Origin of the sequence: Aquimarina agarivorans, from assembly GCF_000218485.1 — a bacterium.
In the GTDB taxonomy this organism is placed as follows: domain Bacteria; phylum Bacteroidota; class Bacteroidia; order Flavobacteriales; family Flavobacteriaceae; genus Aquimarina; species Aquimarina agarivorans.
This window is the reverse complement of the sequence record NZ_AFPB01000089.1, coordinates 37,432-52,225: the sequence shown is the minus strand read 5'-3', so window position 1 is coordinate 52,225 and position 14,794 is coordinate 37,432. Positions and strand designations below refer to the sequence as shown.

Here is a 14,794-nt window from a genome sequence, read left to right as displayed (position 1 = left end):
TAGTAGTTTCTTTTAATTTGTTATTCAGTTTACCCAATAACAGTGTTTGGTAATATCATGGCTTTGTTTTTAATAACAATAACACCATCTCTAATTACGTAAGTATCGGTTTCGGTATCGCTAAGGTGATCTCCTCCATTAATAGTAACATTATTACCAATACAGCAATTTTTTTCCAAAATAGCATTAGTAATGGTACAATTATCACCTACACCTACGTACGGAGTACCATTTTTTTCATGTTCGGCTACTTCGTTTAGCGTTTGGTAAAAGTCGCTACCCATCATGTAGGTATTTTTCAAAATACTTTTACGCCCAATACGCGATCTAATTCCTATGACGCAACGTTCAATGCTGTCACCCGAAAGAATACAGCCTTCACTAATTAAAGCTTTGCTAAGTGTGGTAACATTAACTTTACTCGGAGGCAAAATACGTGCACGTGTCAGGATGTTATTATCCCTGTCAAACAAATTGAATTTAGGAATATCATCAGTAAGTGCTAAGTTAGCCTCAAAAAATGATTTGATAGTTCCAATATCTTCCCAATATCCCTCATACTGATAACCAAATACTTTTTGTCCTTTAGTAATGGCATCAGGAATAATTTCTTTTCCAAAATCAATTGTTGTGGTATTCTTTAAAGCTTCGTCCATAACAGATTTATTAAAAATATAAATCCCCATGGAGGCTAAATATTCTCTGCCTACGGCTTTCATATCATCTGAAACTTCCGATTCCCAACCAGCTAATTTATCCAAAGGAGGTTTTTCTGTAAAAGTTCGGATAAAACTATCGTCGTCTGTTTTTAATATTCCAAAAGCAGGAGCTTCTTTAGCAGAAACAGGTTGAGTGGCAATGGTAATATCGGCACCACTTTTTTCATGCGCACTAATCATTTCGGTTAAATCCATTTGGTACAATTGATCTCCTGACAAAATGAGCGCATATTCATATTCATGTCCATGAAAATGATGCTGACATTGCCTTACCGCATCCGCAGTACCCTGAAACCAGGTTTGATTATCTGGGGTTTGTTCCGCAGCTAAAATATCAACAAAAGCATCACTGAAATTACTAAACTGGTAGGTATTTTTTACATGTGAATTTAAGGATGCAGAATTAAACTGTGTTAAAACATACATTCGTTTTAAATCATTATGGATACAGTTAGAAATAGGAATATCAACTAATCTGTATTTTCCTGCTACTGGTACAGCTGGTTTTGATCTATGACTTGTAAGAGGCTCAAGTCTTGTTCCTCGGCCACCTCCAAGGATAATACTGAGAACTTTTTTGTTTAGCATTGTTAAATTATTGTTTTATAAGTGAGTGATACATGTTTATATATTGCTTAGCTGAACTGTCCCAGCTATTGTCAATTTTCATTATTTGTTTTCTTTTTTTACTGTAGAACGATTTGTTGTTGTAAATATCAACCGCACGCTGAATGCCAAAACTAATTTCATGAACGCTGACATTGGCTATTGTAATTCCGAAGCCATTTTCATTAGCATCCACATCAGTTATGGTGTCAATTAAACCACCAACTTTACTAACAATAGGAATCATGCCATAACGCAATGCATACATTTGATTTAATCCGCATGGTTCTACCCTTGACGGCATAAGTAAAAAATCAGCTCCACCGTAAATAATATGGGATAATTTTTCATTATACCCTATGTGGTGATTGTATTTGCCTTTGTATTTTTCCTTTACCTCTTTTAATTGTTCCGTGGTTCCACTATCGCCACTACCTAAAATGAGAACGGTTACATCAAGCTTTAGCTGATCAAAAATTGATGTAATTACTGCTGGTAGTAAGTCAGACCCTTTTTCATACACAAATCGACCAATAAATGCCATAAGTGGTTTGGTGTTATCCAAATCAAATTTATTACAAAGCCAAGCTTTATTTCCATTTCGTCCACTTGCTATATTTTGTAGTCCAAAGTTGCTTTCAAGTAAAGGGTCTATTTTAGGATTCCATACCTCAGGATCAACACCATTTAATATCCCAAGCGATTTTTTATTTTCGTGAGATAAAAGGCTTTCCAATCCATTTGCATTTTTTTGTAATTCAATCAAATAACTTGGTGAAACTGTGGTTATTTTCCAAACGCATTTAATGGCCGTTGCCAATGGATTGATTTGATGATCCCATTCAAGTATTCCGGAGTGGTTTAAATCATATTCAGGAAAATAATAGAGTTTATCAAAACTAAATTCACCCTGATACTGTGCGTTATGAATGGTAAGCACAGTGGGAATGTCTTTCAAACTTTCATATTTATGAGCATAACTAATAAAAAATGGAAGCAAACCCGTATGATGATCATGACAATGAATTACGTCTGGTTTTTGCTGTATTTGCAATATAAAATCAGCAACAACCTTTTGAAAAGCAGTAAAACGTTCCGTATCGTCATGATAACCATATACCTCGGTACGATCGGTAAGATTTTCAATTTTGACTAAATAAATAGTAAATCCAAGATGTGTTTTTGGAACCTCTAGGATTTCATATTCATAAGGAGTTTGTCCCAAATAAACTAAATCATTGGAAATGCATTGGAGCTCATTAGTTTGAGTAAATGGTTTTTGATAAAATGGCATTATAACTTCCGAAGTAATACCCGATTTTTCCTGATATTTAGGGAGTGCACCGACAACATCTGCAAGACCACCAACTTTTGCAATAGGGTAGCATTCTGCTGCTACATGTAAAATTTTATTCATAAGCCCAATGTGTGGTTAAATATAGCCAATGTTTACCGTTTGGCAAAAGTGTTTTAAATTTGTTGTTAGCTTAAATGTAACTTAATTCTTAATTTATTTTTAATATGAAAATTTGTCTGTTACATAAGTGTGATTTTATCAATTTTTTTCAGTTCTTCTTCTGAAAAGCTTGTATTTTTTATAGCCACTAAATTTTCTTTTAATTGTTTGGAAGAACTTGCACCAACAAGTACCGATGAAATTTGTTTTTTAGAAAGAATCCAAGCAATAGCCATTTGAGATAATTTTTGACCTCTACCTTCAGCTATGGTGTTCAATTGTTTGATTTGAGAAAGTTTTGCAGCTACAGTTTCGGGCTGCAGGTATGTTTTTTCTTTACCAGCTCTGGAATCGGCTGGGATTCCATTCAAATACTTGTCAGTGAGCATTCCTTGAGCTAATGGTGAAAAAGCAATACAACCAAGTTTGGTTTCATCTAGTGCAGCAAAAAGCTCTTTTTCTATACCGCGTTCAAACAAAGAATATTTAGCTTGGTGGATTATAAAAGGAACATTTAATTCAGTAAGTAGTGAAGCCATTTTTTTTGTACGGTCAGCTTCATAATTTGATATTCCAATATAAAGTGCTTTACCTTGTCTAACGATATCGCACAAGGCTACGGCAGTTTCTTCCAGTGGTGTTTCAGGGTCTGGTCGATGGTGGTAAAAAAGATCTACATAATCCAGCTGCATACGTTTCAAACTTTGATCTATGCTAGAAATAAGATATTTACGCGATCCCCAATTGCCATAAGGTCCAGCCCACATATCGTAACCTGCTTTGGAGGCAATAAACAACTCATCTCGGTAAGCACTAAAATTACGTTTTAATAGCGTACCAAAATTTTCTTCGGCACTTCCGTAGGGAGGGCCATAATTGTTTGCCAAATCAAAATGCGTAATTCCATAATCAAAAGCAGTCCGTAAAATATTATCGGCATTAGCCAATTGATCAAAATGACTAAAATTATGCCACAGTCCTAAAGATATTGCAGGTAGTAAAACACCGCTGTTTCCACTGCGTTTGTATTGCATTGTTTCGTATCTGTATTCTGCAGCAACGTATGCTTTATAATTGGATTTATCGTTAATTCGCATTGTGTAAAATTCTTAATTGTTGGAACAATTTACAGAATTTAAATAAGCAAGCCTAGCGTTATTAACTAAAGGAATTGTAAAAATTTTATTCTTTTTCGATATAAAAACTAAAGATGCTTCCTTCATTTATTTTGGAACTCACCGTAATATCTCCGCCTAATGAAGTAATTATGTTGTGAGTAGTTGCTAAACCAATACCATTGCCTTGGTTTCCGTATCTATCCTCAATACCCAGGCGCTCAAATAAGCAAAATATTTTTGAAATGGACTCTTCAGGAATTCCTATTCCATTGTCAGATACTTTAAAGTAGTAATAATCAGGATCCTGATTGCAGGAAATAGCTATAACAATATTTTTTTTATCATTATATTTTATAGCATTTGTAATCAAATTGGTGAAAATTTGTTCCAAAGCATACTTGTTGGAATAAATTTCATTTACATTATCCTCTAAATTAATTTGAGCCTCTTGATTAACGTCGGTTAAATTTTTACATTCTTCAATTAAATGTTCCATCAAAAAATGCTCTTTTTTTAGCTCCAATAATTCGTCACTTTTGTAATAACTCAGCACACCATCGATGTAATTTTTTATTGATTTTGACGATTTTTCTAAATAATTCATAGACATCAACGAATCCTTAGATAAATCTGGATTTTCAATTTTAAGTAATTCGGTAAGGCTAATAATATTATTTACAGGCGATTTCAAGTCGTGAGAAACTATAGCAGCAAATTTTTCAAGATTTTTATTTTTACGCTGTAAACTTTCTTTTAAAAGAGTAAGTTTATTGTTTTGAATGCGTTGCTCAAACAAAGTTATTACTTGTTTTGAAATTATTTTAATAGCATTTATTTGTTCTTTTGTAAGTACTCTTGGTTTGTGATCATACACGCACAACGTACCTAACTTATATCCTTTGGAATTAATTAATGGTGCGCCCGCATAAAAAATGGCATTTAAATCCGTAACTAATGGATTGTCATAAAAGCGCTCATCTTTTCTGGCATCTTGCACAATCATAACTGGTTCATTTTGATTTATAGCATGTCCACAAAATGAAATATTTCTGGGAGATTCATTGAATGAAATTCCATGATGCGATTTAAAAAAATTTCTATCATTATCCAATAGCGTAATTAAAGCTATAGGAGTATTGCATATTTGCGATAATATATTAGTGATATTATCATATTTTTCCTCCAGGTTGGTGTCCAGTAATTGATAACTCTCAACCGCTTTTTGGCGGAGTCTCTCATTGTTAGGAAAGTCAGGGGTTATCATTAATTACAATTTTTTCGGATAAATTTACTATTTATTATCAATAATCAAAGGGGATTACATTTTTTTAAAATAATAATATCTAAATAGATAGAGAATTATTTCATATTATTTCTAAAATTAAACTTATCGTTATTATTTAGTTGATTATAAATCCGAAAACATTCAAGTAAATTTTATTTTTTATGTGAAACTAAAAACTACACTTTATCTTTTTATTCTACGTGGCTTTTTTATATGCTTTGGGCAAGAAGTAAATGCTGATAAAAACAGTAATATATGGCAGGAGCAAAAACAATTACTTTTATTAAATTTTGAAGAAAATGATGCAATTACAGCTTTAAAAACTATTGGAAATGCTAAGGTAACTACGGTATTTGACAAAGGGAATACTAATGGAAAAAAAGCTTTACAAATTGAAGTTAAGGCGAGAGAAGAAAAAAGTGGTGCAGCTATCTTTTTTACAACACCAATTAGCACACAACAATTTACAAACTACAGTTTGGTTTTTGATGTTACTAACATTACAAAAGAGTATTCAACACAACTATTTGTTACCATAAAAGGAAAAAAAACAGTGTCAGAAGATCCGCAGCTATAGCAAGCGGAGCTACTAAAACCTTTTTTTTGAATTGGCAGGAAAATATTTAAATAAGGATAACGGATTCAAGGATGATCCATCGCCTTGGAAAACAAATGCGTTACATATGAAGTACTTGGGAGGGAAACATCCTTATAAACTTACTGAAATTACAGAAATTAATTTTTCCGTGTTGCACCCAGCGGTTAATAAAACTATAATTATTGATAATGTACGGTTAGTTGAAAATCCAGAAATTCCTGAGGATTACTTGGTAGGTATTGTTGATGGTTACGGTCAGCCTGCCAAAAAAGATTATGAAGCTAAAATATATTCAGACAAACAATTAAAGGAACTTGCTGTAAATGAACTAGCAATATTGGATAAGGAAGGTCCTATGACTGGAAGAAGCAAATATGGAGGATGGTTAAATGGTCCGAAGCAAAACGGCACTGGTTACTTTAGGGTTGGCAAAGTAGGGAGCAAATTCACGTTGATTGATCCGGATGGTTATTTGTTTTTTTCGCACGGTATCGCTAACGCAAGGATGTCCAACACTACTACATTTACGGGGAGGGATTTTAAAAATGATGAAGTAAGAAAAGATGAACAAGCCGATGTTACTCCTGAAGATTCTAAAGGAATGATTGCCTTGAAAAAAGCAGTTACTACTACTTCATTTGTAGCTCACCCCGAACGCTACGCTATGTTTGTGGATTTACCAACATACGATAGTCCTTTAGCCAATCACTACAGTTATCGAAAAGAACATTACCTGAGTCCTTTTAAGCAAGGAGAAACATTTAGCCATTACCAAGCAAATTTGGAACGTAAATACGGAGAAATTACTCCAGGGGCTCATTTAACTAAATGGAAGACGGTTACTTTGGATCGTTTTTTAAATTGGAGGTTTACTTCTATCGGGAATTGGACAGGCGTGGAGTTTTACCACCAAAATAAAATGCCATACTTTGCTAACGGTTGGATCATTGGTGATTTTAAAACAGTACCTTCAGGTTATTGGGGAGGAGTATTTCCAGATGTTTTTGATAAAGAATTTGAATATCGTGCGGAAGTAACAGTAAAAAATATTGCCAATGAAGTTAAAAATAACCCTTGTTGTATTGGAGTTTTTATTGATAATGAAAAAAACTGGGGGTTGCCAGGTTCCTTAAAAGGACACTACGGAATTGTTATTGAGGCTTTAAAATTGAATGCCACTGAGAGTCCTACAAAAATGAAGTTTGTGACGCTGTTGCAATCAAAATATACTTCAATTAACAAATTGAATAAAGCTTGGGAAACTCATTTTACAAGTTGGGAAGTTTTAATGTCTGGAGTAGATTTAACAAAAAAAGATAACTTGAATAAAAAAATTGTTCGCGATTTTAGCGAATTATTAGAGTTAATTGCAAGCAAGTATTTTGAAATAACAAAGCTAGCATTGAAAAAGCACATGCCCAATCATTTATACACGGGCTGTCGATTTGCCGCCTGGGGTATGAATCAAGAAGTGGTGAAAGCAGCAAAAAAACATGTCGATGTAATGAGTTACAATTACTACGAGGAAACTATTGGTAGCAAACACTGGGATTTTTTAAAAACTATTGATATGCCTAGTATTATTGGAGAATTTCATGCAGGAGTAGTAGGCCCGGATACATTTAATGCTGGTTTGGTTATGGCAGCAAATGCCAAGGATAGAGCACGAATGTATACCAAGTATATGGAATCTGTAATTGACAATAATTATTTTGTGGGGGGCGCATTGGTTTCAGTATATCGACTCTCCAATTTCAGGTCGTGCCTACGATGGAGAAAATTACAATGTTGGATTTGTCCGGAACACTGATATTCCCTACACAAATATGGTAAAAGCTGCAAAAAAAATAAATGAAAAATTGTATGAAAGACGATTTAATAAAAATCAATGATAACCCTATTGTAAATAAAAAAAGGACTGTTCAAATTTTTGAACAGTCCTTTAAATCATCATGAGAAAATATTAAGTTGGTTCTGCTGTTTTTTATTATTGTTTGATAAACTTAATTTTCTTACCCGCACTAGTTTCAATAAAATATACACCTTTAGTTAGGCTACTTGTATTGATAGTAATGCTGTTTGTTGATCCAGTAATAGTTGTTGGTGCTAATGCGCCATTTAAATCATATACCTTTACATCAATATCGCTTGTTCCATTAACAGTTATTTCATCAATTGCAGGGTTTGGATAGGCAGTAAGTCCTTCGGTTAAGTCAGATAAAATTTTATTTCCACTTTCAATTTTCCAGTCAAATGTTTCCCAACCCAAATCTCTTGGGCCAACCGCTCTTATAACTGTGTTATCAGTTAGCCAAGGTGCCTGTAACCATTTTCCAGTGTGGATACTTTTAAAGGCAACTTTACCATTTCCTTTAGACTTCCACTGAAAACGTTCCCAATCTCCTTTAAATGATCCGTTAGGTCTAACAGGAGCATCAGTACTTCTGTCAGGTACTTGAACGTATTTATTGTTTGACAAAGCCTTTAAAGCTATACCTCCTTTAGGATGCGATTCTACTCTAAATTTTTCCCAACCTCTTACAGTACTTCCTCGGGCAATTAAAGCGCTTCCGTTGTTTTCACCAGTAACAAATTTTCTATCACCTCCACTTTTTCGCAATGAAATAGTGGTATTGATAGGTGCGTTACCATTACCTACTTGAGTAGGTGGTGTCACAGGTGTTGGCGTTGGGGCAGGAGTAGGATTCGGCGAGGTTCCATTTTCCAATTTATAAGTTCTTACCCAATTAACTAACATCGTATTTTTGCTGTTGTCATTCAGGTTTTTAGGCAAAGGCAAACCAAATGTTGGAATTCCTGCTTGAGCAAAAGGGAAAACTTCGGTATCAAATACCATGTGTAAATTTTCATCTAAATCACGAGCAGGTATAATTTTATGTGCCTGTTTACCATTTAAGTAAAAAATCAATTCTTTGGGACTTTTCCACCAAAATCCATAGGTGTAAAAATTATCTCTACCATTTCCAGGAAGTCTGGATTCACCACTCACATTTCTTACACCGTTATGCTTTCCGTAATAGTGTGTATTGGAATGGTATAGGCGTGGCTGTCTGTTTCTTTCATGTCTGCTCCCCGTTGGCGCACCAACATGTTCAATAACGTCAATTTCCGAAAATCTACCCACTCTAAACCAAAATGATGAAGTCATGGATAGCGATGATGTCTTCATTGAACATTCGTAATAATAACCAGGACGCGCATTTTTCTTTTTTGAAACCACAGCAGCAGCATCTACCCATATGTCTGATAAAGGATTACGAACACTTTCGGGGCTTCTTTGCAGGGTCGATTTTAATCTTAGGAAACCACCAGAAACGGTAGCATTTCCTTTTTTAAATTGACTTGGCGGTCTTCCTCTCCAAAAAGGATGGTAATCAAACCATTTATTTCCGTCAATTTTGTTACCATTAAATTCGTCTGATAATTCGTTAACTTTAACCCATTTTTTTCCTCTTGGTGGGTTAGGTGTTTGAGCAATTGTTGCTTGTACACTAAGCAATAAGCCTAGCGCAGCAACTACGATTTTTGATTTCATTTGTTTATATTTAGTAAGTGTGATTAATAGTAACAAATGTATTGGTTAGGCCTACATTTTGAAGTTGAGGGTGCTAGTTTAAGATAATATTATAGTTGTATAGCGTTTCTGATCATTCAATTAGACGAAAACTAATCCTTTTTCCATTTTACTTAACATAAATTTACAAAATTGCAATCCAAAATTTGTTAAATATTTGCGTATTATCCTTGTTGAACAGTTGTTAATTTATAGCGGTTTAAGTATTAAAAGCTTCTAAAAAGGATCAATAAACCCTATTTTTAAATAATTAACTTGTTTTTTTTTGTGTGCTAGAAGTCTTAGTTCAAGTACCACTTTAAAAAAAAATAATCAACAAATTGACCTATGAAAACTCCTTTGCTGATATTTAATAATGAAGGAATTTACTGTAAGGAAGCTGACGTATATATTGATCCCTGGCGCCCTGTTGACAAAGCGATAATTACTCACGGACATGCGGATCATAGCCGCTGGGGGCATAAAAAATACATTACGCACCATACAAATGTGCCCATTATTTCGCATCGTTTAGGGGATATTAATGTTACGGGGAAGGCATATGACGAAAGTTTTGTAATCAATAATGTCAAATTTTCATTTCATCCAGCAGGTCATATCATTGGTAGCTCTCAAGTAAGAGTGGAGCATAAAGGCGAAGTATGGGTATTTACAGGAGATTATAAAACTGAGAATGATGGAATATCAGCACCTTTTGAACCCATTAAGTGTCATACATTTATTACGGAATGTACCTTTGGACTTCCAGCATTTAAGTGGACGCCGCAACAACAAGTATATGCCGCAATAAATAATTGGTGGGCAGCAAACAAAGCAGAAGGAAATACCTCAGTATTGTTTGGATACTCTTTGGGTAAAGCTCAACGTTTATTAAGTGGGTTAAACCCAGAAGTTGGAAAAATTTACACGCACGCAGCAATTGAAAATATGACCAATGTAATTCGGCTTATGGTTGATTTTCCCAAAACGCATTTAATTACTCGGGATACCACTAAAAAAGAATTAAAAGGGAACTTAGTTTTGGCACCACCTAGCGCGCATGGTAGTCCGTGGATACTGAAAATGACCCCTTTTGTAACTGGTTCAGCCAGTGGTTGGATGGCTTTTAGGGGTGCGCGCCGACGCAGGGCGATTGATAAAGGTTTTGTACTTTCCGATCATTGTGACTGGCAAGGGTTACTTTCGGCAATAAAAGCAACTGAAGCTACTAAAATTATTACAACTCATGGGTATACGGATATTTTTTCAAAATACTTAAGGGAGCAAGGCTATGATGCACGTACTGAAAAAACACAGTATGAGGGAGAATTGCCTGATGGCGAAGTAAAAAAAGGAGAGGAGCAGGTAGTATGAAGCTTTTTGCCGATTTAATAGAAGTACTGGACAGTACCAATAAAACCAATGCAAAGGTAAATGCATTAGCTGCTTATTTTGAACAAGCTCCAGATACGGACAAAGTATGGACTATTGCTATACTATCACACCGCAGACCACCAAGACCAGTAAATACTACCTTACTTAGGGAATGGGCTTCGGAACTAGCAAATATTCCGTTGTGGTTGTTTGAGGAATCGTACCATATTGTAGGGGATTTGGCAGAAACTATTGCCTTAATCATTCCTGCTTCTGAAAAACGTACAGAAAAAAACTTGACTACTTTTTTAAGAGAGATCATCGCTTTAAAATCGAAACCTGAAGCAGATAAAAAAGCTTATTTATTTGATAACTGGAGCATATTAAATTACTACGAGCGTTTTGTGTTTACCAAATTAATTACAGGAGGATTCCGTATTGGCGTTAGTCAAAAATTAATGACCAAAGCCTTAGCTAAGGCCACAGCTATTAGCGAGGATGTGTTGGCTTACAAATTAATGGGAAATTGGGATCCCAATACCATCAGTTTTCATGATTTAGTAATTCAGCAAAAAGAATCCGATACTATTTCTAAACCTTATCCGTTTTACTTGGCTTATGCGGTTGAAGAAACTCCTGAAAGTTTAGGGGATGTAACTGATTGGAGTTTTGAACATAAATGGGATGGAATTAGGGCTCAGGTAATTGTTAGGAATAATCAGTTATTTGTATGGAGCCGGGGCGAGGAATTGGTCACTGATAAATACCCCGAATTTCAGGAATTTATAGGTAAACTACCCAATGGAACTGTGTTGGATGGCGAAATTTTAGTGTATTATAATAATGATATTCAAAATTTTAATGAGCTACAAACCCGAATTGGGCGGAAAACAGTTTCTAAAGCATTGTTACAAAAAGCCCCTGTGATTTTAAAGGCTTATGATATTTTAGAATGGGAAGGAAAAGATATACGGGAGCATTCCTTTTTAGAACGCAGAAAAATATTGGAAGCTTTATTAAAGCAGGTTACAGAAATAAGTTTACCCTTGCAATTATCGAAAACATACGCTTTTACTTCTTGGGAACAGGTGGCTGCAGAACGAAGAAAATCGAGAGAAATGCGCAGTGAGGGGTTAATGATAAAACGTTTAGCTTCTACCTATCAAGTAGGAAGAAAAAAAGGAGATTGGTTGAAATGGAAGGTAGATCCACTTACTATTGATGTCGTACTTACCTATGCCATGCGTGGGCACGGTAGGCGATCAAATTTATTTACAGACTATACTTTTGCGTTATGGAATGATAAAAAGGAATTGGTCACATTTGCAAAAGCTTATTCTGGCCTGACCGATGCCGAATTTAGAAAAGTGGATGCTTGGATAAAAAAGAATACGTTAGAGCGTTTTGGACCTGTACGTAGTGTTACGCCCGAATTAGTTTTTGAAATAGCATTTGAGGGAGTAGCACTTTCCAAACGCCATAAAAGTGGCGTAGCTACTCGATTTCCTAGAATTTTACGCTGGCGACACGATAAAAAAATTGAAGAAGCGAATGCCATTGCAGATATTAAAGCTATGATTCAAGCCAATGAAGTCCATGAATAGAACTCAATTACAAAAAATAGCCACGGATTGGTTTGAGCAACAGCATTGGAAACCTTTTGCATTCCAAAAACAAACCTGGAATGCTTTTTTGCAAGGGAAAAATGGTTTATTAAATGCGCCCACAGGGAGTGGAAAAACCTATGCATTATGGATTCCGATTGTTTTAAATTACCTAAAAACTAATCCTAATTACGCCACCAAACCACAAAAAGGCGTAAAAGCGATTTGGATAACACCATTAAGGGCACTTTCGTTAGAAATTAAGCAATCAGCTGAGCGTTTTATTGAAGGTATTGGTGTTCCGCTTAAGGTTGGGGTACGTAGTGGAGATACATCTCAAAAAGAACGTGCGGCACAAAAGCGCTTCATGCCCGATTTATTGATTACCACACCTGAAAGTTTGCAACTATTGCTTGCATCAAAGGATTACGACAATACATTTAAAAATTTGCAAGCCATTGTGGTCGATGAGTGGCACGAGCTTTTAGGAACTAAACGGGGTGTACAAATGGAATTGGCTTTATCCCGATGTAAAAATATTACTAACAATTTACGTATTTGGGGAATTTCAGCTACCATAGGAAATTTGGAACAGGCAAGAGAAGTATTGTTAGGAGTAGCTTCGGAAAGCTATAAAAACTCCGTACTAATCAAAGCAAAACTGAATAAAAAAATCACGGTAAAATCTATTATTCCTGAAAAAATGGAAACGTTTCCTTGGCGGGGTCATTTGGGGTTGCACTTATTGGAAGCGGTTATACCCATTATAAAAAATAGTAAAACCACGCTACTTTTTACAAATACACGCGCACAATGCGAAATATGGTTTCAAAAAATATTAGAAAAACACCCTGAATTTGCTGGCGAAATAGCCATGCATCATGGTAGTATTAATAAAGAAACACGGTTATGGGTTGAGCAAGCCATTCATAACGAAAGCTTAAAAGCAGTTGTTTGCACTTCAAGCTTGGATTTGGGGGTGGATTTTGCTCCTGTGGAAACTATTGTTCAAATTGGGGGGCCTAAAGGAGTAGCACGATTTATGCAACGAGCAGGTAGGAGTGGTCATTCCCCAGGTAAGGAAAGTATTATTTATTTTTTACCCACACATGCCATTGAGCTAGTGGAGTCTGCCGCATTACAAAAAGCGGTCAAGCAACAAATTATTGAAGATAGAATTCCTTACCTGAACAGTTTTGATGTCCTAGTGCAATACTTAACCACCTTAGCAGTTTCTAATGGTTTTTTTCCAGAGGATATTCTGCCCGAGGTGAGGAGTACTTTCTGCTTTCAGGCAATTACCGATGCGCAATACCAATGGATTTTAAATTTTATAACCTTGGGGAGTCAAAGCTTACAGGCCTATGATGAATACAAAAGAGTGGAAATTGAAGCCGATGGTAAATTTAGAGTAAATAGTAGGGCAGTAGCCATGCGGCATCGTTTACAGATAGGAACTATAGTGAGTGATGCGGTGTTAACCGTTAAATTTTTGAGTGGTGGTTTTTTAGGCAGTATTGAGGAGTGGTTTATTTCTAAATTAAAACCTGGCGATGTGTTTACTTTTGCAGGAAGGAATTTGGAACTATTTCGCATTAAAAACATGCAAGTACTTGTTAAACTTTCTAAACAAAAAACATCAAAAGTGCCCAGCTGGATGGGAGGAAGAATGACTTTATCCTCAGAAATGAGCGAAATGTTACGCGATGAGTTGTATTTAACTCATGCGAGTGCAGGGAAAAAATCTCCTGAAATGAAAGCATTGACTCATATTTTTAAGCGACAGGAAAAAGAAAGTATCGTTCCTAAACCTGACCAGTTTTTAATTGAAACTTTTAAAACACGTGATGGATATCATGCTATTTTTTATCCCTTTGAAGGCCGATTTGTACACGAGGCTATTGCAAGCCTATTGGCATACCGCATTAGTTTGTTAGTACCAATTACCTTTTCTATTGCGTTTAATGATTACGGGTTTGAATTATTATCGGATCAGGAATTTGATATGCAACAGGTATTGGATAATGATTTGTTTACCACTGATTACTTAAAGAGTGATTTGCAAAAAAGTTTGAATGCCTCTGAAATGGCGCGACGCAAATTTCGGGACATTGCTGTAATTTCGGGTTTGGTATTTACGGGATATCCAAATAAAATGGTAAAAAACAAACATTTGCAATCCAGTTCGCAGTTATTTTTTAATGTATTTAGTGAACATGAACCTGAAAATTTGTTGTACCAACAATCTTTTATTGAAACTTTTGAGCACCAATTGCAAGAAGGACGCATTATTTTAGCCTTGGAACGCATACATAAGCAAACGATAGTTTGGAAAAAAATGTAAGAAACCCACACCTTTGTCTTTTCCCATTATTACGGATCGCTTACGCGAGAAGTTATCCTCAGAAAAGCTAGCAGATCGCATTAAGCGAATGACTGCATTATTAATGAAGGCATAGC

The 14,794-nt window shown here is 35.4% G+C and carries 9 protein-coding genes and 1 pseudogene; 5 read left to right on the top strand and 5 right to left on the bottom strand.

Features of this window, described 5'->3' with window-relative positions:
* Positions 1–29: 29 nt before the first annotated feature.
* From GMC_RS0104865 to GMC_RS0104850, 4 genes are all read right to left on the bottom strand, one after another.
* Complete coding sequence (locus GMC_RS0104865; RefSeq protein WP_010521081.1) at positions 30–1,307, bottom strand: glucose-1-phosphate adenylyltransferase; 1,278 nt, start codon at positions 1,305–1,307, stop codon at positions 30–32.
* 7 nt (positions 1,308–1,314) lie between these two features.
* Positions 1,315–2,742, bottom strand: a complete 1,428-nt coding sequence (locus GMC_RS0104860) for a glycogen synthase (protein WP_010521080.1) — start codon at positions 2,740–2,742, stop codon at positions 1,315–1,317.
* A 119-nt stretch (positions 2,743–2,861) separates the two neighbouring features.
* The gene (locus tag GMC_RS0104855) at positions 2,862–3,878 is read right to left on the bottom strand and encodes an aldo/keto reductase (protein WP_010521079.1); all 1,017 of its coding nucleotides are present in this window, start codon (positions 3,876–3,878) and stop codon (positions 2,862–2,864) included.
* Positions 3,879–3,963: 85 nt separating this feature from the next.
* Entirely contained in the window at positions 3,964–5,163 is a 1,200-nt protein-coding gene (locus GMC_RS0104850; protein WP_010521078.1) for a GAF domain-containing sensor histidine kinase, read from the bottom strand.
* A 184-nt stretch (positions 5,164–5,347) separates the two neighbouring features.
* Between GMC_RS0104850 and GMC_RS20515 the strand changes: the two genes are divergently transcribed.
* Together GMC_RS20515 and GMC_RS22540 are read left to right on the top strand one after the other, a co-directional pair.
* Positions 5,348–5,761, top strand: coding sequence for a hypothetical protein (locus GMC_RS20515; protein WP_010521077.1), 414 nt, complete (start codon positions 5,348–5,350; stop codon positions 5,759–5,761).
* 31 nt (positions 5,762–5,792) lie between these two features.
* A complete protein-coding gene (locus tag GMC_RS22540; protein ID WP_010521076.1) occupies positions 5,793–7,592 on the top strand; it encodes a beta-galactosidase in 1,800 nt (599 codons plus the stop codon).
* A 177-nt stretch (positions 7,593–7,769) separates the two neighbouring features.
* Here the strand turns inward: GMC_RS22540 and GMC_RS0104835 are convergent, their stop codons facing one another.
* Positions 7,770–9,338 (bottom strand): T9SS type A sorting domain-containing protein, encoded by a 1,569-nt coding sequence (locus tag GMC_RS0104835; protein ID WP_010521075.1) that lies wholly within the window; start codon positions 9,336–9,338, stop codon positions 7,770–7,772.
* A gap of 366 nt (positions 9,339–9,704) precedes the next feature.
* Here GMC_RS0104835 and GMC_RS0104830 point away from each other — a divergent pair, with 366 nt between their 5' ends.
* The 3 genes and pseudogenes from GMC_RS0104830 (at position 9,705) to GMC_RS19080 (ending at position 14,793) form a co-directional block, all read left to right on the top strand.
* The gene (locus tag GMC_RS0104830) at positions 9,705–10,730 is read left to right on the top strand and encodes a ligase-associated DNA damage response exonuclease (protein WP_010521074.1); all 1,026 of its coding nucleotides are present in this window, start codon (positions 9,705–9,707) and stop codon (positions 10,728–10,730) included.
* On the top strand, positions 10,727–12,334 hold the full coding sequence (locus tag GMC_RS0104825) for an ATP-dependent DNA ligase (protein ID WP_010521073.1): 1,608 nt from the start codon (positions 10,727–10,729) through the stop codon (positions 12,332–12,334). The genes GMC_RS0104830 and GMC_RS0104825 overlap by 4 nt, the downstream gene beginning before the upstream one ends.
* Positions 12,327–14,793: pseudogene (locus GMC_RS19080) on the top strand (ligase-associated DNA damage response DEXH box helicase). The gene GMC_RS0104825 and the pseudogene GMC_RS19080 overlap by 8 nt, the downstream one beginning before the upstream one ends.
* Position 14,794 lies beyond the last annotated feature (1 nt).